The sequence below is a fragment of the Rhodococcus sp. BH4 genome, assembly GCF_002079265.1.
Lineage (GTDB): Bacteria > Actinomycetota > Actinomycetes > Mycobacteriales > Mycobacteriaceae > Rhodococcus_F > Rhodococcus_F qingshengii.
In genome coordinates, this window is sequence record NZ_CP014941.1 from 1,806,055 (window position 1) to 1,829,714 (window position 23,660).

19 protein-coding genes are annotated in these 23,660 nt (G+C 62.5%); 15 read left to right on the plus strand and 4 right to left on the minus strand.

Features of this window, described 5'->3' with window-relative positions; all coding sequences use genetic code 11:
* The first annotated feature begins 3 nt into the window (after positions 1–3).
* The 12 genes from A0W34_RS08565 to A0W34_RS08620 all read left to right on the plus strand — a co-directional run bounded on the left by A0W34_RS08565 (position 4) and on the right by A0W34_RS08620 (position 18,647).
* Positions 4–798 (plus strand): MlaE family ABC transporter permease, encoded by a 795-nt coding sequence (locus A0W34_RS08565; protein ID WP_003942038.1) that lies wholly within the window; start codon positions 4–6, stop codon positions 796–798.
* A gap of 5 nt (positions 799–803) precedes the next feature.
* Positions 804–1,664: an MlaE family ABC transporter permease gene (locus A0W34_RS08570; protein ID WP_003941894.1), complete on the plus strand. Its 861-nt coding sequence runs from the start codon at positions 804–806 to the stop codon at positions 1,662–1,664.
* Positions 1,661–3,022 carry an MCE family protein gene (locus A0W34_RS08575; protein ID WP_003942007.1) on the plus strand — a complete coding sequence of 454 codons (1,362 nt, stop codon included), beginning with the start codon at positions 1,661–1,663 and terminating at the stop codon, positions 3,020–3,022. Before A0W34_RS08570 ends, A0W34_RS08575 begins: the two co-directional genes overlap by 4 nt.
* On the plus strand, positions 3,019–4,098 hold the full coding sequence (locus tag A0W34_RS08580) for an MCE family protein (RefSeq protein ID WP_003941932.1): 1,080 nt from the start codon (positions 3,019–3,021) through the stop codon (positions 4,096–4,098). The genes A0W34_RS08575 and A0W34_RS08580 overlap by 4 nt, the downstream gene beginning before the upstream one ends.
* Positions 4,095–5,090: an MCE family protein gene (locus A0W34_RS08585; protein WP_003942053.1), complete on the plus strand. Its 996-nt coding sequence runs from the start codon at positions 4,095–4,097 to the stop codon at positions 5,088–5,090. Before A0W34_RS08580 ends, A0W34_RS08585 begins: the two co-directional genes overlap by 4 nt.
* Positions 5,090–6,343 carry an MCE family protein gene (locus A0W34_RS08590; protein WP_003941941.1) on the plus strand — a complete coding sequence of 418 codons (1,254 nt, stop codon included), beginning with the start codon at positions 5,090–5,092 and terminating at the stop codon, positions 6,341–6,343. The genes A0W34_RS08585 and A0W34_RS08590 overlap by 1 nt, the downstream gene beginning before the upstream one ends.
* Positions 6,340–7,617 carry an MCE family protein gene (locus A0W34_RS08595; protein WP_042453094.1) on the plus strand — a complete coding sequence of 426 codons (1,278 nt, stop codon included), beginning with the start codon at positions 6,340–6,342 and terminating at the stop codon, positions 7,615–7,617. The genes A0W34_RS08590 and A0W34_RS08595 overlap by 4 nt, the downstream gene beginning before the upstream one ends.
* A complete protein-coding gene (locus tag A0W34_RS08600) occupies positions 7,614–8,861 on the plus strand; it encodes an MCE family protein (protein ID WP_047268908.1) in 1,248 nt (415 codons plus the stop codon). The genes A0W34_RS08595 and A0W34_RS08600 overlap by 4 nt, the downstream gene beginning before the upstream one ends.
* A 99-nt stretch (positions 8,862–8,960) precedes the next feature.
* Positions 8,961–9,689 carry a hypothetical protein gene (locus A0W34_RS08605; protein WP_007728440.1) on the plus strand — a complete coding sequence of 243 codons (729 nt, stop codon included), beginning with the start codon at positions 8,961–8,963 and terminating at the stop codon, positions 9,687–9,689.
* 45 nt (positions 9,690–9,734) lie between these two features.
* Positions 9,735–10,583: a hypothetical protein gene (locus A0W34_RS08610; RefSeq protein ID WP_064113963.1), complete on the plus strand. Its 849-nt coding sequence runs from the start codon at positions 9,735–9,737 to the stop codon at positions 10,581–10,583.
* Positions 10,584–11,066: 483 nt separating this feature from the next.
* Positions 11,067–14,573, plus strand: a complete 3,507-nt coding sequence (gene rpoB / locus A0W34_RS08615; protein WP_003942068.1) for a DNA-directed RNA polymerase subunit beta — start codon at positions 11,067–11,069, stop codon at positions 14,571–14,573.
* A gap of 117 nt (positions 14,574–14,690) precedes the next feature.
* A complete protein-coding gene (locus tag A0W34_RS08620) occupies positions 14,691–18,647 on the plus strand; it encodes a DNA-directed RNA polymerase subunit beta' (protein ID WP_003941914.1) in 3,957 nt (1,318 codons plus the stop codon).
* Positions 18,648–18,812: 165 nt separating this feature from the next.
* Here the strand turns inward: A0W34_RS08620 and A0W34_RS08625 are convergent, their stop codons facing one another.
* On the minus strand, positions 18,813–19,199 hold the full coding sequence (locus A0W34_RS08625; protein WP_003942070.1) for a glyoxalase superfamily protein: 387 nt from the start codon (positions 19,197–19,199) through the stop codon (positions 18,813–18,815).
* A gap of 88 nt (positions 19,200–19,287) precedes the next feature.
* Between A0W34_RS08625 and A0W34_RS08630 the strand changes: the two genes are divergently transcribed.
* A complete protein-coding gene (locus A0W34_RS08630) occupies positions 19,288–20,295 on the plus strand; it encodes an LLM class flavin-dependent oxidoreductase (RefSeq protein WP_042453102.1) in 1,008 nt (335 codons plus the stop codon).
* Between the two features lie 13 nt (positions 20,296–20,308).
* Here the strand turns inward: A0W34_RS08630 and A0W34_RS08635 are convergent, their stop codons facing one another.
* Positions 20,309–20,806 (minus strand): SixA phosphatase family protein, encoded by a 498-nt coding sequence (locus A0W34_RS08635; protein WP_007728426.1) that lies wholly within the window; start codon positions 20,804–20,806, stop codon positions 20,309–20,311.
* A gap of 73 nt (positions 20,807–20,879) precedes the next feature.
* Here A0W34_RS08635 and A0W34_RS08640 point away from each other — a divergent pair, with 73 nt between their 5' ends.
* Positions 20,880–21,080, plus strand: coding sequence for a hypothetical protein (locus tag A0W34_RS08640; protein ID WP_003941897.1), 201 nt, complete (start codon positions 20,880–20,882; stop codon positions 21,078–21,080).
* On the opposite strand, the gene A0W34_RS08645 is transcribed toward A0W34_RS08640, so the two are convergent.
* Entirely contained in the window at positions 21,077–21,835 is a 759-nt protein-coding gene (locus A0W34_RS08645) for an acyl-[acyl-carrier-protein] thioesterase (protein WP_007728423.1), read from the minus strand. The two genes, A0W34_RS08640 and A0W34_RS08645, sit on opposite strands and share 4 nt — an antisense overlap.
* A 44-nt stretch (positions 21,836–21,879) precedes the next feature.
* Positions 21,880–22,869, minus strand: a complete 990-nt coding sequence (locus tag A0W34_RS08650) for an NAD(P)-dependent alcohol dehydrogenase (protein ID WP_007728421.1) — start codon at positions 22,867–22,869, stop codon at positions 21,880–21,882.
* A 65-nt stretch (positions 22,870–22,934) separates the two neighbouring features.
* Between A0W34_RS08650 and A0W34_RS08655 the strand changes: the two genes are divergently transcribed.
* Positions 22,935–23,591, plus strand: a complete 657-nt coding sequence (locus A0W34_RS08655) for a TetR/AcrR family transcriptional regulator (protein WP_003941871.1) — start codon at positions 22,935–22,937, stop codon at positions 23,589–23,591.
* Positions 23,592–23,660 lie beyond the last annotated feature (69 nt).

Below are 23,660 nucleotides of genomic sequence, written 5' to 3' on the forward strand. Positions count from 1 at the left end.
CGGATGGGGGTTACCCGCAACTCGGTTCTGAGTCCGGTCAACGGAGCATTAACTCAGGCCGGAAACATCGTCGAACTGTTTGTCGACGTCGTCAGGAATACGTTCCGGCGTCCATTTCAGTTCCGTGAGTTCATCGAGCAGGCCTGGTTCATCGCCAGCGTGACAATTTTGCCGACGGCATTGGTAGCCATCCCTTTCGGCGCCGTCGTCTCACTGCAGACCGGTTCGCTGATCAAGCAGTTGGGTGCAGAATCGTTCACTGGCGCTGCCAGCGTCCTGGCGGTGATCCAGCAGGGTAGCCCCCTGGTGACAGCGTTGCTGGTCGCCGGTGCGGCCGGATCGGCCGTGACGGCCGATCTCGGTTCTCGAACCATCCGTGAAGAGATCGACGCGATGGAAGTCCTCGGAATCAATCCGATTCAGCGCCTGGTGGTTCCGCGTGTACTCGCGATGGTGCTGATCGCTGTTCTGCTCAACGGACTGGTGTCCGTCGTCGGTATCGCGGGTGGTTACTTCTTCAACGTGATCCTGCAGGGCGGTAACCCCGGTGCCTACATCTCGTCGTTCTCAGCTTTTGCGCAGCTACCGGACATTTGGAGCGGTGAGATCAAAGCCGCGGTGTTCGGTGTCATCGCTGGTGTGATCTCCGCGTACAAGGGACTCCACCCGTCCGGTGGCCCGAAGGGCGTCGGTGAGGCGGTGAACCAGGCCGTCGTCATCACGTTCCTGCTGTTGTTCTTCGCCAATCTGATTCTGACGATGGTGTACCTCCAGATCGTGCCGGCGAAGGGATCTTGACCTAAATGACCATCGCACGAGGCCGCGGCGATCAGTTCCTGCTGAAGAGTCGCAAAGTAGCCAGAATTCCAGTGAACGCGTTGGACCGCGCGGGCGAGCAGATGTCGTTCTACGCGCGCGCCATCGCGTGGACCCCGCGCACCCTGCATCGGTATCGGAAGGAGACGCTTCGACTACTCGCCGAAGTGACCTTCGGTAGCGGTGCGCTCGCAGTGATCGGCGGAACCATCGGCGTCATCGCGATGATGTCCGGATTCACCGGTGTCGTCGTCGGCCTCCAGGGCTTCGCCGCTCTGGAGCAGTTGGGTAGCTCGGTCCTGACCGGCTTCCTCTCCGCATACGTCAACACCCGTGAGATCGCTCCGATCGTTGCGGCTCTTGCGCTCTCGGCCACGGTTGGTTGTGGCTTCACCGCCCAACTCGGTGCCATGCGTATCTCCGAAGAGATCGACGCGCTCGAGGTCATGGCAGTTCCGTCGGTGCCGTTCCTGGTCACGACGCGCATGATCGCCGGCTTCGTCGCCGTCATCCCGCTGTACATCGTGGGTCTGCTTGCGGCGTACCTCGCCTCGAGAGTGATCAGCACGGTCTTCAACGGGCAGTCGACGGGTTCCTACGACCACTACTTCAACCTGTTCCTGCCACCGCAGGACGTGCTGTATTCGTTTGCGAAAGTCCTGGTATTCGCCTTCGTGCTGATCCTGATCCACTGCTACTACGGGTTCCATGCCTCAGGTGGTCCCGCAGGTGTCGGCGTGGCCGTCGGCCGCGCTGTTCGCGCCGCAATCGTGACGATCGCCGTTCTCGACTTCTTCCTCAGCCTCGCAATCTGGGGCACCACGACGACAGTGAGGGTGGCCGGATGATCGAGGCTCCGTCAGTCCTGCGCCGCCGTGTGCTCGGACTCGTGTTCTTCGTGGTGTTGGCATTGTTCCTGGCCTTCACCATCGGAACCTTCAACAAGACGTTCAAGGACGTCGTGAAGATCGACCTCGTGACCGACACAGTCGGAAATGCGTTGCCACCCAACGCGGACGTCAAGGTCCGTGGGCTGCTGGTCGGCGAGGTGCGATCCGCGTCGACGAAAGACGGCCAGGTCACCTCGGTCCTCGCGATCGAGCCGGACAAGGCTGATCTGATTCCGTCCAACGTCACGGCGCGTCTGCTCCCGAAGACGCTTTTCGGTGAGCGCTACGTCTCCCTGATCATTCCGGAGGGAACCACCGCGACCCCGATTTCCGCGGGAACGGTGATCCACCAGGACAAGAGCGGCAATGCTGTCGAGGTCGGCGACGTTCTGGACGGACTGCTCCCACTTCTGCAGGCGATTCCGCCGCAGGATCTGGCGAACACTCTCGGTTCTCTCGCGCAGGGTCTGACGGGACGCGGCGCCGAGCTCGGTCTGACGGTCGATCGTCTCGAGGAGATCTTCCGCGGCGTCAATACCGAACTGCCCGCGGTGCAAGAGGATCTGCGCAAGTTCGCGGACTTCTCCCAGACGTACTCGGACGCTGCGCCCGATCTGATCAACGCTCTCGACAATCTGCGGACCACGGGTAACACGGTGGTGCAGAAGCAGGACCAGTTGCGGACACTGCTGGCGTCGCTCACCGTGACATCGTCTGACACCGCAGCCTTCCTCGAAGCGAACTCGTCCTCGATCATCACGCTCGCTGCGGATTCGAAGGAAGCTCTTCAGCTTCTGGCCCAGTACTCTCCGACCTTCGGGTGCACGTTCAAGGGCTTCTCGGACACCGCTCCGGAAGCTGCCAAGATCCTGTCCACCGACGCGCCCAATCCTGGTGTGCGTGCGAGTATTCAGATCGTGAACCCCAAGGGTCGCTACCTGCCCAACCAAGACGAGCCACGGCTCGTCGACAACCGCGGCCCGGTTTGCTACGACAACGTCACCGAGCCCGGTCGTCCGTTCCCGCAGTACCCCGGCGGTTCGTACGGTGACGGTTCCTACCAGGTTCCTTCCCGCAATCCAGGTCCCGCCACCATGGAATTCCTGCCTGCACCCGAGGGCTCCGGACCTCAGTTGTTCTCGACCAACAACAGCGGTCCGGCTCAGCAGGCCGGCTACGCGGGCTCGAAACTCGAAGAGGATACGTTGAAGGTGATCTACGGACAGGCCAACGGTGTTGCGCCGGACGATGTTCCGGCGTGGACCACGATGGTCAGCGCTCCGGCATTCGCAGGTGCGGAGGTGAGCGTCCAATGAGAGGACTCGCAGCTCCGCTGACAAAGCTCATCATCTTCGTTGTGGTGACGGTCCTGGCGACAGGACTGCTGGCAGCCAGTATCGCCAACCTCGGCGGCGGTGGCGGCACCAAGTTCAACGCCGTCTTCTCCGACGTCACTTCGTTGAACGAGGGCGACGAGGTCCGCATTGCCGGTGTTCGTGTCGGCCAGGTCGAGAAGATTGCCATCGTCAACGACAACCAGGCCGAGGTCCAGTTCTCGGTGTCCGACCGTGATTGGTTGCCGGCCAGTTCCATCGCCACCATCCGGTTCCGCAACCTGGTGGGGCAGCGGTACATCTCGCTCTCGCAAGGTGAAGGCAGCCAAGGCAAGAAGATCACCGGCGGCGATACCCTGCCGCTGTCTCAGACGCGCCCGGCAGTCAACCTCACGACACTCTTCAACGGCTTCAAGCCGCTGTTCACCACCCTGAGCGCGGACGACGTCAACAAGCTGTCGTACCAGATCATCCAGGTCTTCCAAGGCGAATCGGGCACCATCAGTGAGCTCGTGCGCAACACCGCGAGCCTGACCAACACCGTCGCGGACAAGGACGCGGTCATCGGCGCGGTGATCAAGAACCTCAACGACGTTCTCGACACCGTCAACGCGAACGACAAGAACCTCGATTCACTGATCGTCAACACCCAGCAACTCGTCACCGGGTTGGCCAACGAGCGTGGGGTGGTCGGTTCGGCCGTCACCTCACTCGCCGGCCTGACCGACGCGACGGCAGACCTGCTCGAGCCGACGCGGCCGTCGATTCAGGGCTCGATCACGGCACTCAACACGCTGGCGACCACACTCAATCGTCGGAGTGACGACGTCAACGCGGTGCTCGAGACCTTGCCGGTCAAGCTCGAGAAGCTCGCACGCGTAGCGAGCTACGGTTCCTGGTTCCAGTTCTATCTGTGCGGAATCGACATCGTTGCCGGTCCAGGACAGTCTGCCTCGCTGAATCTGCCCACCGGCCTGCCGACGGTCAATCAGCCGATTTACACCAACGCGGCCACGCGATGCACTCAAGACGGTATGAGGGAGTTGCAAGGTCGATGAGTAAACGTCGCAGTCCGGCAATGGCCGGAGCCATCGGTATCTTCGTGGTGCTGCTGGCCACTTTGTCCGCGTTCTTCCTTGATTCGCTTCCGTTCGTGGGAGCAGGCTCGTCCTACTCCGCCGAGTTCTCCGAAGCCGCGGGTCTCAAGCCTGGTAACGAGGTTCGTATCGCCGGCGTGAAGGTCGGCAAGGTCACTTCCGTCGATCTCGACGGTGACCGTGTTCTCGTCGACTTCAAGGTCAGTGACGCGTGGGTGGGAGATCAAACCTCTGCGTCCATTCAGATCAAGACCATTCTGGGACAGAAGTACCTCGCACTAGATCCGCGCGGAACCGACAACCTCGATCCCAAGGATCGGATTCCGCTCGAGCGCACCACCTCTCCGTACGACGTCGTTCAGGCCTTCTCGGCCGCGGCGGACACCGTCGGCGACATCGACACCGACCAGTTGGCGAAGAGCATGGAGACGTTGTCCCAGGCATTCTCCGAGACGCCTGGCGATGTCCGCGCTTCGCTCGACGGTGTCAGTCGGCTGTCGCAGACGATCGCGAGCCGCGATCAGGACTTGCAGAAGCTCTTCGCCGCCACCGGGAAGACGTCGCAGATTCTTGCTGACCGCAACAAGGAATTCACCCAGCTGATCCGAGACGGTGGACTACTGGTGCAGGAGCTCAACAATCGCCAGCAAGCGATTTCGCAGCTGCTCACCGGAACTCAGCGCGTCTCTCAGCAGCTCACCGGTCTCGTTCGTGACAACGAGGCGGCAATCGGGCCGGCGCTGACGCAGCTCAACGGCGTCATCGACATCCTGAAGGCAAACAACGAGAACCTGGACAAGGCACTGAAGCTCTACGAACCCTTCATTCGCTTGTATGCCAACGTGGTCGGCAACGGCCGTTGGTTCGACCAGGTCGTCGTGAACCTCCTTCCGCCGGGTCTGCCGGACATTCCGGGCTACCGTGACCCCGTTCGTACGTTGGGAGGCAACTGATGGCTGATACTGCCGAAGCCGGAAGCGGCTCCAAGAAGCGCTCGGTCGCGATCATCGCCGCTGTTCTGATCGGGTTACTCGTAATCGGTGGCGCGCTGTGGTGGGTGTTCACTCGCGCCGGTACCACCAAGATCACCGCCTACTTCGACAAGTCGGTGGGTATCTACGACGGTTCCGACGTTCGTGTCCTCGGTGTCAAGGTCGGCACCGTCGAATCCGTCGAACCCCAGGGAGATCAGGTCAAGGTCGAGCTGCGTGTCGATCGTGGGATCGACATTCCCGCGGGTGCCAGTGCCGCTCAGATCACGCCGTCGGTGGTTGCCGACCGCTACATCCAGCTGACACCGGTCTTCACCGGCGGCGACAAGATGGCCAGCGGTGCAGTAATTCCGATCGAGAAGACGGCGACGCCTGTCGAGGTCGACCAGTTGTACTCCAGCATCGACGAACTCGCGTCGGCTCTCGGTCCTGAAGGTGCCAACAAGAACGGAGCACTGTCCGATTTCGTCGAGACAGGTGCGGCCAACCTCGAGGGCAACGGTGAAGCGTTGGGAGACAGCATCACCAACCTCTCGGATGCCGCACGGACGCTCAACGATTCGCGTGACAACATCTCGCTCACCATCAAGAACCTGGATACTTTTGTGGGCGCTCTCGCGGCCAACGATCAGCAGGTGCGCCAGTTCAACACGCAGTTGTCGGACCTGACCGGATTCCTGGCAGGTGAGCGCGACGATCTCGGTGCCGCTCTGAACCAGCTCTCGATTGCGCTCGGCGACGTCGCGAAGTTCGTGGCCGACAACCGCGATCAACTGGTCCAGACAACCGAAGGTCTCGTCGAACCGACACAGACATTGGCGAACAACAAGGAAGCACTGGCCAACACGCTCACCATGCTTCCGCTGGCGATCTCCAACTTGGTCAACTCGTACGACGCCGAATCAGGTGTGCTGGCTTCACGTCTGGCGTTCCCTGATCTTCAGAACCCGGCCGGCGTGCTCTGCAAGTTGATGGACCTCGGCAAGCTGTTGCCCGGTGATCCGCGGTTCGAGGCATTGGGAAGGCAGATGCAACCGGCTATCGACCAGTGCGCAAACGTCGCAGCGATGACCGACGCAGCCAATCAGGCTGCAGGCCTGAACCTTCCCTTCGGCATCCTTGCCGGTTCCGAACGACAGATGCAGGTAGTTCCGGGCACTGTGCCCGGCGTCGTGTCACCGCGACTGACCAGTGGAAACGGGGAGGGCGAGTGAAGCGTTCATTGATAGTCGGCGCCGGATTGTGCGCCGTCCTGATCTCGGCAACCGCCTGCTCGTCCGAGGGGATCTACGCTGTCCCGCTTCCCGGCGGTCCTGATGTGGGTTCCGATCCGATGCACTTGACCATTCAGTTCGACGACGTGCTCGACTTGGTTCCGCAGTCCGCTGTGAAGGTCGACGGCGTTCCCGTCGGTCGCGTCGACGACGTGTCGGTCGGACCGGACGGATGGACCGCGGATGTCGGCATTATCCTCGACTCGTCGGTTGATCTGCCCGCCAACGCAATTGCCGCGGTCGAGCAGACCAACCTGCTCGGCGAGAAGTTCATCCAGCTGTCGGCCCCGCCGTCCGGACCGGACTCTACGAAGCTGGCCGACGGTGATCTCATTCCGCTGGATCGCACTCGCCACGCCACGGAGATCGAGCAGGTTCTCGGCGCATTGTCGCTGCTGCTCAATGGCGGCGGTGTGGGCCAGTTGCAGCCCATCGTCGAAGAACTCGGTGCCGCGTTCGACGGTCGCGAAGGCAAGACGAGAAGTCTTCTGGAGCAGGCGAACACACTCATCGGTGGACTCAACGAGCAGCGTGACGACATCACACGCGCGCTCGACGGCCTGGATGTGCTCTCGACTCGCGTCAACGATCAGAACGAGAAGATCGGGAAGATTCTCGAGGAACTCCCCGTTGCGACACAGGTTCTCAACGAGCAGCGTCCGCAGCTGACGCAGATGCTCGCTCAGGTGGATCGACTCGGAACAGTGGGAACCGACGTCCTCACACAGTCCAAGGACGATCTGATCGCTGATCTTCAGGCTCTGCGTCCGACGCTGCAGGCGCTCGCAGACTCCGGTGACGACTTCGTGGGGGCACTTCCGTTCCTTCCGACGTTCCCGTTCCCGGACGGTGTCGAGAAGATTGCACAGGGTGGTTCCGTCAACCTCTTCCTGAGTGTCGACCTGCAGATCGGCAATACACTCTCGGGTCTCGGTGTCGGGCAGGGAGAACCGGAATACCGCCAGCCCAAGTTCGGCAATCCCAAGCCGGTGGTCGACCCCTCCAACCCGTACTACAACGGCAACGGACCGCGACCGGGCTGGCCGACAGTGTCACTGCTGCCGATCGCTCCGATCCTGCCGCAGGTTCCCGTTGTCGCCGGCCTTCCCGCCACAACAGCGGGTGACCCGGCAACGCCGGCGCCCGCGGCGAACCCACTCAACCCCATCCAGGGAATGCTGGAACAGTTCGGAATCGGCGGTGATGGACAGTGAGATCAGCTCTGGTCAGATGGCAGCTCGTCGGCTTTGTCGTGGTTGCGCTCCTGGGTCTCATCTACGTCGGCGCCAAGTACGTGCGCCTGGACAACCTCATGGGGTTCGGTCAGTACACGGTCAAGACCGAATTGGCCACGTCCGGTGGAATTTTCACCAACGCCGAGGTGACGTATCGCGGCGTGCCGGTCGGGCGAGTGGGCGACATGTCGTTGACCGAGGACGGAATTCAGGTCGACCTGAAGATCGACAACAGTGCTCCGGAGATTCCCGCGTCGGCCCGTGCCGTCGTGGCCAACCGCTCCGCCATCGGTGAGCAGTACGTCGACCTTCAGCCCGATACCGACCAGGGACCGTTTCTCGAGGACGGCTCGGTGATCGCGGTGGGGGACACCACAACTCCGATCCCGATCGAGGATGTGCTGACCAGTGCCAACGGCTTGGTCAAGTCCGTGCCCGTCGACGCGCTCCACACCGTCGCCGTCGAACTCGGTGCAGCGTTCAACGGCAAAGGCGAGGACATTCAGGTCCTGGCCGATTCGCTGTCCGGTCTCTCGCAGTCCGGGCTCGACACTCTGCCTCAGACGCTCGCGCTGATTCGGAACAGTGAGACGGTACTGACGACGCAGTCGGATCAGTCCTCCGCGATCAAGCAGTTCAGTACCGATCTCGATGCTGTCACGGCGCAGTTGAGGACCAGCGATCCGGACATCCGTCGCTTGATCGACAACGGCATCCCGGCCAGCGATCAGATCGGTGCCCTCATCAACGAGGCGGGCCCGAGCCTGACGACTGACCTGACCAATCTTGCCGCGACCACCAAGACGCTTGCACCCCGAACGATCGCGCTGCAGCCGTTCCTGATCTTCCTTCCCGGCCTGGCCGCTGCCGCACCGACGGTTGCTCCCGGCGACGGAACGGTCCATCTGGGCTTGGTGCTCGAGACCAACAATCCGCTCTCGTGCACGGTGGGTTACGAAGGCACCATGGCGATCCTGGACGAGATGAAGCGTCAGAATCCCAACTTCGACGACACCCAGCAGGATTTCCCGCTCAACACCGCGGCCTCGTGTGAGACGCCGCTGGGCAGCGAGACGGGCGTCCGCAGTGCCAACCGCGTGGTGTACGCCGATCCCGACACGATCCAGCCTTGGGACTTCAAGCCGAAGGTCGATCCGGACAAGTTGAACCTCAACCCGATCGCGACGCAGTTGGCGCCGTTGCTCGGAGTGACACCGAAGTAGACCGATCCGAATGTGGTCGAGTTTGTGCAGTTCAGGCTACTGAGTTGTGGCAGTTGACGATTCGCGGCCAGAGGCTGGGCAAAACAGGTAAGTAGGGTAGTGAGTGTGATTCAGAGAAACAGTTCCCCGCAGTCCGGCGGGCCCGAGCAAGTCGAATCGGGAGCGCCGACAACCGGTAGACCGAAGGGGCTGACAGCGTCTCTGATTGCGGTCGGTGTCTTGCTTCTGGCGGCAGTGGTTGCGCTCGGTGTGTTCGGCGTCCCGTACGTTCGGGCGCTCACCACCGACCGCACCACCGCCGAGATGCGTGACGACGCGTTGATCGGTGCGCAGCAAGTCGCGATCAACCTCAACAACGCGGATTCGGCCAATCTCGACCAGTCGATCGAGAACATGCGTTCTTCGGTGACCGGTGACGAGATGACGACGTATCTGCAGACCGTTCAGGATTCCATCACAGACGAGTTGCGTAACTCGGGCTCGAAGGCTGACACCGAAGTCGTTCAGTCCGCGCTGACCGAGCTCAATACCGATGACCGGACCGCCACGGCACTGGTCGTCGTTCGAGTCACCACGACCCAGGGCAACCAGTTCGTCAAGAATCAGCTCGGCATGCGGCTGGGCATGGTCGAGGTCGACGGGGTCTGGAAGGCTCAGTCGGCTGATCCGATCGGCTCTCGGCTCGATCTCGGCTCCGGCACCCTGCCGGCCACCGACGGCTCCACGCCTGCTCCTGACGCAACGCCCGCACCCGGTTCGGGGACCGAGGCACCTGCCTCCGGTGCTCCCGCACCGACAACCGAGGGTGGTGATTCCGGTGGCCAGTAGTTCGTCGAACCTGCACACCGACATCCCTCGAAGGAGAAGCGCGTAATGCCACCCAAACGTCGTACCGGCGGACCGTCCTCCCCGCAGAACCGTCGGCCGAAGATCGCGGGAAGCGCTCGCTCGCTCAACGTCCCCGCGGGGACGTCCGATTCGGATCCGGTCGAGCCCACGATCGAACAGCCGGAAGAAGAAACACAGGAGGCTGTGAAGCCGGAGGTTGCGAAGCCGACGCTCACGAAGGCCGAGTCCGGAGAAATCGAGCCGCCGAAGACGGAAACCGACGCTCCGGAATCCACACCGGGCCCCGATCTGACCAAACCGGCGAAAACCGTCGCAGACGAGCCCAAGGCCCCTGCTACCCCGGAGACGGGCGCGGGGGAGTCGGCGACAACACCTACACAATCCAAGGCCGGTTGGCGCCTGGTCGCGATCCTGGGGGCCGCAGCGGTCATCGTCGCGATCCTCGCCGGCATCGCCTTCTTCAAAGTCGGCGCGAAGACGGACGACATCGCCTGGGTGGACGAAGGCGCCACGGCTGAAGTTCTTCGTGTGACGCCGTCGGCGTTGGCTGCAGTCTTCACGTTTTCTCCCGACACCTTCGACGCCGATTTCGACAAGGGTGTCCAGGGCCTGAACCAGTCGATGCGCGATCAGCTGACGCAGTACAAGGACACGCAGAAGGCCGGCGTCGAACAAACCCAGACGGCAACGACCGCTGATGTCCCGCTGATCGGGATCACACGGCTAGAGAAGGACCGGGCGCAGTTGCTCGCCCAACTGAACGTCAGCTCGACGCAGAACGGCGTGGCGGCAGACTCTCGCTCCGGAATGGTCATCGTGAGTCTGGAGAAGCAGGACGGAAACTGGCTGATCTCGGAGATTCGCGACCAGTAGCTCGGAGATTCGCGACCAGTAGCTCGGAGATTCGCGACCAGTAGCACCTGCGCACCAGCGCGAAGATCTGGATCGACGCACGATGTCGGTCCAGATTTTTCGTATGTGACGCCGTTGCTGGCTACACTCCCGGTGGCAGTGTTCGAATGCGCGTCACGAATGTTCGAATGCTGCGACACGCGCTCTCGCCCTTGACGGAGCGGTCCGCAAGGTCCACTCTGATCGGTGAACATGCACGGACGAGTGATCGGCAGTCTCACGTCAGTATCTGAATTCGACCCTCAGTTACACCCGACTCGACATTTCCAGAGTAAGGGTGTACTTTTGGACGTTGCGCTGGCTGCCTCCTGTCCACCCCTCGTCTCAACCGCTGCGAAGTCAAGTACTTCTTGCTTTCTGCGACGGGTTTCGTTCGGGTTGTAACCAGCGAAATTCGAAGCAGATACAGCGGCGGTCGCAACAGCACGGAGCGGCCCGCGTGAGGTGCTGGAAGGACGCATCTTGGCAGTCTCTAGCCAGACCAAGGCAGTTTCCGGAATCCCCGGAGCCCCGAAGAGGGTTTCGTTCGCGAAAGTTCGCGAACCCCTCGAAGTTCCCGGGCTTCTTGACGTACAGACAGATTCGTTCGAGTGGCTGATCGGCGCGCAGAGTTGGCGTGAACGAGCAGCGGCACTCGGCGACAATGCAGTGTCCGGTGGTCTCGAGGACATCCTCGCGGAGCTTTCTCCGATCGAGGATTTCAACGGCACTATGTCGCTGTCCTTCTCCGACCCTCGATTCGACGAGGTCAAGGCCTCGACGGACGAGTGCAAAGACAAGGACATGACCTACGCGGCGCCGTTGTTCGTCACCGCGGAGTTCATCAACAACAACACTGGTGAGATCAAGAGCCAGACGGTCTTCATGGGAGATTTCCCGATGATGACCGACAAGGGCACCTTCATCATCAACGGCACCGAGCGTGTGGTCGTCTCGCAGCTCGTGCGTTCCCCCGGTGTGTACTTCGACATGAGCGTCGACAAGAGCACCGAGAAGGATCTGCACAGCGTCAAGGTGATCCCGGGTCGCGGCGCATGGCTCGAGTTCGACGTCGACAAGCGCGACACCGTTGGTGTCCGTATCGACCGCAAGCGTCGTCAGCCTGTCACCGTCCTGCTCAAGGCACTCGGCTGGACCACCGAGCAGATCACGGAGCGCTTCGGCTTCTCCGAGATCCTCATGGCCACGCTGGAGAAGGACAACACCGCCGGCACCGATGAGGCGTTGCTCGACATCTACCGCAAGCTGCGTCCGGGCGAGCCCCCCACCAAGGAGAGCGCGCAGACCCTGCTGGAGAACCTGTTCTTCAAGGACAAGCGCTACGACCTCGCTCGCGTGGGTCGTTACAAGATCAACAAGAAGCTCGGCCTGAACGCGGGTCAGCCGATCGTTGCATCCACGCTCACCGAAGAAGACATCGTCGCCACCGTCGAGTACCTCGTGCGTCTGCACGCAGGTGACACCTCGATGACGGCTCCGGGCGGCGTCGAGGTTCCCGTCGAGGTCGACGACATCGACCACTTCGGCAACCGTCGTCTGCGTACGGTCGGCGAGCTCATCCAGAACCAGATCCGCGTGGGCCTGTCCCGCATGGAGCGTGTGGTTCGTGAGCGCATGACCACGCAGGACGTCGAGGCAATCACGCCTCAGACGCTGATCAACATCCGTCCCGTCGTCGCTGCAATCAGGGAGTTCTTCGGAACCTCCCAGCTGTCGCAGTTCATGGACCAGAACAACCCGCTGTCGGGGCTGACGCACAAGCGTCGTCTGTCCGCCCTCGGCCCGGGTGGTCTGTCCCGTGAGCGCGCCGGCCTCGAGGTTCGCGACGTTCACCCGTCGCACTACGGCCGCATGTGCCCGATCGAGACCCCGGAAGGCCCGAACATCGGCCTGATCGGTTCGCTGTCGGTCTACGCCCGCGTCAACCCGTTCGGTTTCATCGAGACCCCGTACCGTCGCGTCGTCGACGGACAGGTGACCGACGAGGTCGACTACCTGACCGCTGACGAAGAAGACCGCCACGTAGTCGCGCAGGCCAACTCGGCCATCGACCGCGAGGGTCGCTTCACCGACTCGAAGATTCTCGTCCGCCGTAAGGGTGGCGAGGTCGAGTTCGTCGCGTCCTCCGACATCGACTACATGGACGTTTCGCCGCGTCAGATGGTGTCCGTCGCAACCGCGATGATTCCGTTCCTCGAGCACGACGATGCAAACCGTGCCCTGATGGGCGCGAACATGCAGCGTCAGGCTGTCCCGCTGGTTCGCAGCGAGGCACCTCTCGTCGGTACCGGCATGGAGCTGCGTGCAGCTGTGGATGCCGGCGACGTCATCATCACCGAGAAGACCGGTGTCGTGGAGGAGATCTCCGCGGACTACGTCACGGTGATGGCTGACGACGGAAGCCGCAAGACGTACCGGATGCGCAAGTTCGCGCGTTCCAACCAGGGCACGTGCGCCAACCAGCGTCCGATCGTGGACGAGGGACAGCGTGTCGAGGCCGGCCAGGTTCTGGCCGACGGTCCTTGCACCGAGAACGGTGAGATGGCGCTGGGCAAGAACTTGCTCGTCGCGATCATGCCGTGGGAAGGCCACAACTACGAGGACGCGATCATTCTGTCGCAGCGTCTCGTGGAGGAGGACGTCCTGACCTCGATTCACATCGAGGAGCACGAGATCGATGCCCGCGACACCAAGCTCGGTGCCGAGGAAATCACTCGCGACATCCCGAACGTCTCCGACGAGGTCCTCGCCGACCTCGACGAGCGCGGCATCATCCGTATCGGTGCCGAGGTTCGTGACGGCGACGTGCTGGTCGGAAAGGTCACGCCGAAGGGCGAGACCGAGCTGACCCCCGAAGAGCGCCTCCTTCGCGCCATCTTCGGTGAGAAGGCTCGCGAGGTTCGTGACACGTCCCTCAAGGTTCCTCACGGTGAGACCGGCAAGGTCATCGGAATCCGCGTGTTCTCGCGTGACGAAGACGACGATCTGCCTCCCGGTGTCAACGAGCTGGTCCGCGTCTACGTGGCACAGAAGCGCAAGATCCAGGACGGCGACAAGCTCGCCGGCCGCCACGGTAACAAGGGCGTCATCGGCAAGATCCTGCCGCAGGAAGACATGCCGTTCCTCTCGGACGGCACGCCTGTCGACATCATCTTGAACACGCACGGCGTCCCGCGTCGTATGAACATCGGTCAGGTCTTGGAGACCCACCTCGGGTGGATCGGCAAGACCGGCTGGAACGTTCAGATCGCGTCCGACGGCTCTCGTCCCGACTGGGCTGCGACCCTGCCGGAAGAGATGCTGTCCGCTCCGGCCGACTCGAACATCGCCACCCCGGTGTTCGACGGTGCGAAGGAAGACGAGCTCACCGGTCTCCTCGGCGCGACGCTGCCGAACCGTGACGGCGAGCAGATGGTCGGCCCCGACGGAAAGGCCACCTTGTTCGACGGCCGCTCCGGCGAGCCGTTCCCGTACCCGGTCTCGGTCGGTTACATGTACATCATCAAGCTGCACCACTTGGTCGACGACAAGATCCACGCTCGTTCGACCGGTCCGTACTCGATGATCACGCAGCAGCCTCTCGGCGGTAAGGCCCAGTTCGGTGGCCAGCGCTTCGGTGAGATGGAGTGCTGGGCGATGCAGGCCTACGGCGCGGCTTACACGCTGCAGGAACTGCTGACCATCAAGTCTGACGACGTGGTCGGTCGAGTCAAGGTGTACGAAGCCATCGTCAAGGGCGAGAACATCCCCGAACCCGGCATCCCCGAGTCGTTCAAGGTGCTCCTCAAGGAGCTCCAGTCGCTCTGCCTCAACGTGGAGGTGCTGTCCTCGGACGGCGCGGCCATCACGATGGCGGACGGCGACGACGAGGACTTGGAGCGGGCCGCAGCGAACCTGGGCATCAACCTGTCCAGGAACGAAGCTGCGACGGTCGACGACCTCGCGAACTAGGTTTCGGTCCCCGGGTTGCTCTTGAGAGAGCGGCCCGGGGGCGTAGTTCACATTTGAATTGGCAGTCAGGTTGCCGGGTGACCGGCAACCGTAACCCCAACGGGGAAAGGAAGTTACGTGCTCGACGTCAACTTCTTCGATGAACTCCGCATTGGCTTGGCCAGTGCAGAGGACATCCGCAATTGGTCCTACGGCGAGGTCAAGAAGCCGGAGACCATCAACTACCGCACGCTCAAGCCCGAGAAGGACGGCCTCTTCTGCGAGAAGATCTTCGGCCCCACTCGGGACTGGGAGTGCTACTGCGGTAAGTACAAGCGTGTCCGCTTCAAGGGCATCATCTGTGAGCGCTGTGGCGTCGAGGTCACTCGCGCCAAGGTTCGTCGTGAGCGCATGGGTCACATCGAACTGGCCGCACCGGTCACGCACATCTGGTACTTCAAGGGTGTTCCGAGCCGTCTCGGTTACCTGCTCGACCTGGCTCCGAAGGATCTCGAAAAGATCATCTACTTCGCTGCCTACGTCATCGTCGGTGTCGACGAGGAGCTCCGTCACAACGAGCTGTCCACCCTCGAAGCCGAGATGCAGGTCGAGAAGAAGACCGTCGCAGATCAGCGCGACGCCGATCTCGAGGCACGTGCGCAGAAGCTCGAAGCCGACATCGCCGAGCTCGAGGCAGAGGGCGCGAAGTCCGATGTCCGCCGCAAGGTCAAGGACGGCGGCGAGCGCGAAATGCGTCAGCTCCGTGACCGCGCGCAGCGTGAGCTGGATCGTCTCGACGAGATCTGGACCACCTTCACCAAGCTGAGCGTCAAGCAGCTCATCATCGACGAGCTCCTGTACCGCGAGCTGGTCGACCGTTACGGCGAGTACTTCACGGGTGCGATGGGCGCAGAGTCCATCCAGATCCTGATGCAGAACTTCGACCTCGACGCCGAGGCAGAGTCTCTCCGCGAGACCATCCGCAGCGGCAAGGGCCAGAAGAAGCTGCGTGCACTCAAGCGCCTCAAGGTGGTTGCGGCATTCCAGACCAACGGCAACTCGCCGATGGGCATGGTCCTCAACGCTGTTCCGGTGATCCCGCCGGAGCTTCGCCCGATGGTTCAGCTCGACGGTGGACGTTTCGCGACGTCCGACCTCAACGACCTGTACCGCCGCGTCATCAACCGCAACAACCGCCTCAAGCGACTGATCGACCTCGGTGCTCCCGAGATCATCGTCAACAACGAGAAGCGGATGCTGCAGGAGTCGGTCGACGCCCTGTTCGACAACGGTCGTCGTGGACGTCCGGTCACCGGACCGGGTAACCGCCCGCTGAAGTCCCTGAGCGATCTGCTCAAGGGCAAGCAGGGTCGCTTCCGTCAGAACCTGCTCGGTAAGCGCGTCGACTACTCGGGTCGTTCCGTCATCGTCGTCGGTCCTCAGCTCAAGCTGCACCAGTGTGGTCTGCCCAAGCTGATGGCTCTCGAGCTGTTCAAGCCGTTCGTGATGAAGCGTCTGGTCGATCTGAACCACGCGCAGAACATCAAGTCGGCAAAGCGCATGGTCGAGCGCAAGCGCGTCCAGGTGTGGGACGTCCTCGAAGAGGTCATCGCCGAGCACCCCGTGCTGCTCAACCGTGCACCTACGCTGCACCGTCTGGGTATCCAGGCATTCGAGCCGCAGCTCGTCGAGGGCAAGGCCATTCAGCTCCACCCGCTGGTGTGTGAGGCCTTCAACGCCGACTTCGACGGTGACCAGATGGCTGTTCACCTCCCGCTGTCGGCAGAGGCACAGGCCGAGGCACGCATCCTGATGCTGTCCTCGAACAACATCCTCTCGCCTGCTTCGGGTCGCCCGCTCGCCATGCCGCGTCTGGACATGGTCACGGGTCTGTTCCACCTGACCCGTCTCGACGAGGGTGTCACCGGTGAGCTCGTTGCTCCGACCAACGACGAGGCAGAGCAGGGCGTGTACTCCTCGCCCGCCGAGGCTCAGATGGCAGTCGACCGCGGCGCGCTCTCGGTTCAGGCTCAGATCAAGGTGCGTCTGACGCAGCAGCGTCCGCCGCGCGACCTCGAGAACGAACTGTTCCCCGAGGGCTGGAACTACGGTGACGGCTGGACCGCCACCACGACACTCGGCCGTGTGCTCTTCAACGAGCTGCTTCCGGCGGACTACCCGTTCGTCAACGAGCAGATGCCGAAGAAGCGCCAGGCGACGATCATCAACGATCTCGCCGAGCGGTACCCGATGATCGTGGTTGCTCAGACCGTCGACAAGCTCAAGGACGTCGGGTTCTACTGGGCCACCCGTTCGGGTGTCACGGTCTCGATCTCCGACGTGCTCGTGCCGCCGGAGAAGCCTGCCATCATCGAGGACTTCGAGGCTCAGGCCGACAAGATCGAGAAGCAGTACCAGCGTGGTGCTCTGGACAAGAAGGAGCGCAACAGCGCTCTGGTCACCATTTGGCAGGAAGCGACCGACAAGGTCGGCAAGGCCATGGAGGCTCACTTCCCCGACAGCAACCCGATCCCGATGATCGTGAAGTCCGGCGCAGCCGGCAACATGACTCAGGTTCGCTCGCTCGCCGGTATGAAGGGCCTGGTGACAAACCCGAAGGGTGAGTTCATCCCGCGTCCGATCAAGTCTTCCTTCAAGGAAGGCCTGACGGTTCTCGAGTACTTCATCAACACGCACGGTGCTCGTAAGGGTCTGGCCGATACCGCACTCCGCACCGCCGACTCGGGTTACCTGACCCGTCGTCTGGTGGACGTTTCGCAGGACGTCATCGTCCGCGAGGTCGACTGTGGAACAGAGCGCGGCATCGTCACCACGATCGCCGAGAAGCAGGCCGACGGCACGATGATCCGCGATGCTCACGTGGAGACCAGCACGTACGCCCGTACCTTGGCGGCCGATGCAGTCGACGCGAACGGCACCGTCATCGTCGAGCGTGGCCACGATCTCGGTGACCCCGCGATCGATGCTCTGCTCGAAGCCGGCATCACGACGGTCAAGGTCCGCTCGGTCCTGACCTGCACCACCGGCACCGGCGTTTGCGCCACTTGCTACGGCCGCTCGATGGCCACCGGCAAGCTGGTCGACATCGGTGAGGCTGTCGGTATCGTCGCCGCACAGTCGATCGGTGAGCCCGGTACCCAGCTGACCATGCGTACCTTCCACCAGGGTGGTGTCGCAGGAGATGACATCACCGGCGGTCTGCCGCGTGTCCAGGAGCTGTTCGAGGCACGTGTGCCCAAGGGCAAGGCTCCTATCGCGGACGTCACCGGTCGGGTACAGCTCGAAGACGGCGATCGTTTCTACAAGATCACCATCGTTCCGGACGACGGCGGCGAAGAGGTTGTCTACGACAAGCTCAGCAAGCGTCAGCGTCTGCGTGTCTTCAAGCACGCCGACGGTCGCGAAAGCCTCTTGGCTGACGGTGACCACGTCGAGGTCGGACAGCAGCTCATGGAAGGTGCTGCCGATCCCCACGAGGTCCTGCGAGTCATGGGTCCGCGTCAGGTTCAGATCCACTTGGTCAACGAGGTCCAGGAGGTGTACCGGAGCCAGGGTGTGTCGATCCACGACAAGCACATCGAGGTCATCGTGCGCCAGATGCTTCGTCGCGTGACGATCATCGATTCCGGTGCCACCGAGTTCCTGCCCGGTTCGCTCACCGAGCGCGCCGAGTTCGAGTCGGCAAACCGCCGCGTTGTCGCCGAGGGTGGCGAGCCCGCAGCCGGCCGTCCGGTGCTCATGGGTATCACGAAGGCGTCGCTCGCGACGGATTCGTGGCTGTCCGCGGCATCGTTCCAGGAGACCACTCGTGTCTTGACCGACGCGGCTATCAACTGCCGCTCGGACAAGCTGATCGGTCTGAAGGAAAATGTCATCATCGGCAAGCTGATCCCTGCCGGTACCGGTATCAACCGTTACCGCAACATCCAGGTTCAGCCCACCGAAGAGGCACGCGCCGCTGCTTACGCAGTGCCGTCGTACGACGACCAGTACTACAGCCCGGACGGCTTCGGCCAGAACACCGGTGCTGCAGTTCCGCTGGACGACTACGGCTTCAGCAACGACTACCGCTAGTCGGGTAGTCGCATGTGACGACTACCGCTAGTCGGGTAGTCGCATGTGACGACTACCGCTAGTCGGGTAGTCGCATGTGACGACTACCGCTAAGCGTTAGTTCGTAGAAAATCCCCCCACTTCGAAAGAGGTGGGGGGATTTTTCATGTCAGGAGTGGGACGTTTTCAGGAGTTGCTGCCGCTGAGGTCCGGGATGACGATCTCCTGGACGGCCCACTTGTTGCCGTCGGGGTCGGCGAAGTAGATGAATCTGCCCCAGGCCTGGTCGTCGATCGGGCTGATGTCGATGCCGCGGCTCTTGAACTCGCGCTCAGCCTCTTCGATGTCCTTGACCACTACCTGCATGCCGACGACGGAACCGGGCTCGGCGTCGGTGATTCCCTTGCCGATGCAGATCGAGCAGGCCGAACCGGGTGGGGTCAGCTGGACGAATCGCAGGTCTTCGCTGACCGTGTGATCGTGGTCGGCGTTGAATCCGAGGCGGACGTAGAAGTCCTTGGCGCGGTCGATGTCGGTGACGGGAATGGCGACCAGTTCGAGCTTGATGTCCATGACGTGCCCTTCATGTGATGGTGAATTCCGGCGACAGGTCCAGTGTTGCGGGTATTGCGGTCAGAAACGGTCCTCGTTCGGCGTCCGGATGAAACTTTCCGAATTCCTTGTTGCTCCGAGGGTACTTCTCTCACTGCTCGACCGATCCCGAACCCGGAGCGGATACCCCGACTCCGCAGCTCTGACGCATTCCGTCGAACGTGCCGCGCACGCCGACGCTCTCGGCTACCACCGGTTCTGGGTCGCCGAGCATCACGCGGTGCCCGGGATCGGGAGCGGGTCGCCGGCAGTACTGCTTGCCGCGATCGGCGCGCATACGCGCGATATCAGACTCGGCAGCGGTGGGGTCATGCTGCCGAATCACCAACCGCTGATCGTCGCCGAGCAGTTCCTGATGCTGGAGGCTCTCTACCCGGGGCGAATCGATCTCGGCCTCGGCCGATCGCTGGGATTCACGGAGCCCGTACGTCAGGCACTACGACGCAGCAAGGACGCTCCGGACACGTTTGTGTCGGACCTGGACGAGGTGAGGCGTTATCTGGACGGTTCCGCCGCAGTGACGGCACGGCCGGCGTCGCAGACTGGAGTCCCGATCTTCGTGCTGGCGACGCGCACAGGCCTGAAAGTGGCAGCGCAACTGGGGCTTCCGGTGGTCGTGGGTGGGCCGATACTCGGAATTGGGAGCACCGACCGGGTGGAGGCATTGGACGAGTACCGCCGAGCTTTCCGGGCCACCGACGCTCATCCCGAACCCTATGTGGTGGTTTCTCTCGAAGTGGCGGTTGCCGATTCCACCGACGCGGCGCGTGAGTTGCTGATCCCGGAGGCACACGCGCTCGCAGAATCGTCACGGACAGGGGAGTTTCCGCCGCTCGCGTCGCTGGACGAGATCAGGCGTGCTCCGCGCAGTGATCGAAACGCCAGGCGGATCGAGTCGTTCATGGCGTCGGCGCTGCACGGCACACCCGTCGAGGTGAAACAGCAACTTCACGATCTCGCCGAACGGACCGGTGCCGACGAAGTGTTGGCGTCGACATCGACGTACGACCGTGACGCGCTTGCACTTTCGGACCGCCTATTGCGTGAGGTGGTTTAGCAGTGTGGTTGATCTAACGGGGCACGTGAAACTCGAGCAGAGTGGCGACGGAGTCGTCGAGTTCGGTCCACGGCACCGGTACGGAGAGGACGGCGATCGCCGAAGTCGGGAACTTGTCGCGGATACGTTGGGCCGCTTCGGAGTTTTCGTTCGATGCGAGATCGAGTGCAGTCCAGGGAATTCCGGGTTCGTGTCCGACGATCAGGAGCGTCTTGACGTGGTCGGACGTGGTTCGCGCAGCTGCAATGACGTCTGCGGGTGAGCCGCCGTAGATGGACTTCTCGAACCCGGCGGGAGCTTCGATTCCCGTCGAGGCAAGGGTTTCGACGGTCCGCCGGGAGGTGGAGCACAGAACGGCGTCGACGGGCGGGACGTTTTCGCGGATCCATTCGCCGCCGATGCGGGCCTCGCGCAGGCCCCGTTCGGCGAGCGGACGCTCGTGATCACGGATGCCCTCGGGGTAGCTGGACTTGCCGTGTCGCATGAGGACGAGGGTGCGGTGGTCGGCCATGCGTTCACGGTATCCGCTTTGTGCCCGTCAGTCCGGTTACTCTGGATGGTCAGGACCTTGAAGGAGGTTTTCGATGGCCGGTAAGAAGCTCGATCGAACTAATGCCCGAACTGCACTCGAGGTGGTACGCGAAAGCCCCACCATCGCTTTCATCACCGTTGCCCCGGCAGTGGTCGTGTTCGGCGTGGTGTGGTGGCTCTTCGGTTTCTGGGCCGCGATTCTTCTTGCGTTGGTGTTCGGTGTCGCGGCTGTCGCGACCCAGAAACTGCGTTAGAGGGCGCTCACCTGCGCAACTGCGCGGAGCGCTTCGCCGACCAGGAACCAGACCGTGACGGTCTTGTCGTCGACGCGGCTGCGCAGGACGACGTCGTCGCTGGAGACGATGGGGGAGAGGTACTCGATCAGTGCTCGATGCGGAACTGTCCGTAGTTCGGTGCGAGCGCTGAGGACCTCTTCGACTGCCTGCCAGTAGACGGCGTTGTTGACGTGGTCGAACGGGTCGATATCCGTGGCGCGCAGAGCGAACGGCGTGTCCAGAACACCGGCGTCGTCCGCCTCCGGTGCGTTCTCGGCGAGTACCCGCTTCCACTTCAGGCGATGCTCGTCGGTGGATTCCTCCAGTGGCCGCATGAAGTCGTCACTCATCCGCGTGGGCATGCCCGACTCGGCGCTGATGTTGATCCAGAAGCCTTCGGTTTCCATCAGCGCGCCGTTGCTGCCGTCGAAGCGCACACGCATGTTCGCCCATCTCGTGGAGAAGCCGGAGCACCAGCGAGTCATCGTCAACTCTTCCGGCCAGATCGCCGGGCGTACGACGTCGACGACCGTACGACGCACTATCCAGAGCGGATGGGTGTCGATGGCTCCCGCGGCCTCGATGTTGTCGTTGCCGATGTCCTGCAGGTAGCGGGCGACGGCGTCGAGCCTGACCTGCTTGGCGACGTCGATGTCGCCGGTGCGGACCGGGCGGGACTTGACGAAGATCGGTCCTCGGTCCGGCTGTTGCGCGAGCGTGAGATCTGGGTTCACGTGAGATTCCTGTTCGCTGGAGTGAGCCGATTCTGTCAGGCTTTTCAGCGAGTGGCGATTATCTGCTTTCCGCAGCCGGAGCCGTCGACCATTCGTGCCACGGCGACGGCGGTGTCGGCAAGGGGATGAACGGAGTCGATCACCGGGGTGATGTCACCTGCGTCGATCATCTGCGTCAGGACCTCCAGATCGTCGGCGTTCTCCGAAGCGATGAAGGTGCCCATTTTCTGAGATATGAACGGAGACAAGCACTGTGCGCGTATTTGGCGATCGGTTCCGCCGAGCCACCGTCCGCCGTTCTCGCCGCCGACGATCACCAGCGTTCCGGTGCGTGTGAGCGCCCGTCGAAGATCTCGCAGTCGGCGGTTGCCGCCGGTGTCGATGATGACGTCGTACCGATGCGATCCGTCGGTGGCGTCGTCGACGCGGTAGTCGAGAACCTCGTCGGCACCGATGGAGCGGACGGTATCGGTTTTCGAGGTGCTGCACACGCCGGTGACGTGAGCGCCCATGGCTTTTGCCACCTGCACCGCGTAGATCCCGACGCCACCGGATGCGCCGAGTACGAGGACGGATTGGCCCGCCTGCACGCGGCCGTGGTCGCGCACGGCTTGCAACGCTGTGAGGGCGGAGACCGGCACCGCTGCTGCCTGTGCGAACGACAACCGGGCAGGTTTTGCGGCAATCTTCGTCTCGAGTGCGCGTGCGTACTCCGCGAACGAACCGACCGCGATCCCGTACACCTCCTGGCCGACTGCCACGCGGGTCACCGAACTGCCGACGGCCTCGACTCGGCCGGACACGTCCAGTCCGCGGACTCGGTTCCTAGGTCTGCGCAGCCCGAAACCCGCGAGGCGCAACGGATATGGCAGTCCGGCCATGAGATGCCATGCCCCGCGGTCGACGGACGCGGCCTCGACGCGTATCAGCACTTCGTTGTCGGCGACAGTGGGGCGCGGAATGTGGTCGACGTAGAGAACGTCGGCCTCTCCGTAGCGATCCTGTACGACGGCGGTCATCAGTTCCTTCGGCATGCGAGTCTCCGTTCGTCGAATACTTACAGCGTAAGTATTGCACTTACGGTGTAAGTTCTGTCAATGTGGAGAAGCGCGCAAGATTGACCCGAGACGACGTCGTACACGCTGCTGTCGCGCTTGCCGATTCCGTCGGAATCGATTCGATGACCATGCGGAAGCTGGGCACCGAACTGGGCGTCGAAGCGATGTCTCTGTACAACCATGTTTCGGACAAGGGGGATCTGCTCGACGGAATGGTCGATGCGGTCTTCGCGGAGATCGATCTGCCGACGCCGGGACGCCCGTGGCGCACGGAACTTCACGTGCGAGCGGTATCGACAAGGGAAGTGTTGGGGAGGCACCCGTGGGCAACTCCGTTGATGGAGTCCCGAACGACGCCTGGTCCCGCGACCCTGCGCCACCACGATGCCGTCATCGGAACGCTACGCGCCGCCGACTTTCCCGTCGCCCTTGCTGCGCATGCCTTTTCGATCATGGATGCGTACATCTACGGCTTCGTGCTGCAAGAAGTGAGCTTGCCGTTCGAAACAGCGCAGGAAACGACGGAACTGGCGAAGGCGATCATGGGCTCGTTCGAGAGCGGTCAGTATCCGCACCTGGCCGAGTTGACCACCGAGCACGTCCTTGCTCCGGGATACAGCTACGCCGCCGAATTCGCTTTCGGTCTCGATCTGATTCTCGACGGACTCGAACGTCTGCACATCGGGAGCGAACGATGATCTGACGTGAGTACCGGGTTAAAGTCGAGAAAACCGGGTTACCGGTCCAGACTTCAGATGTCCCGAAGA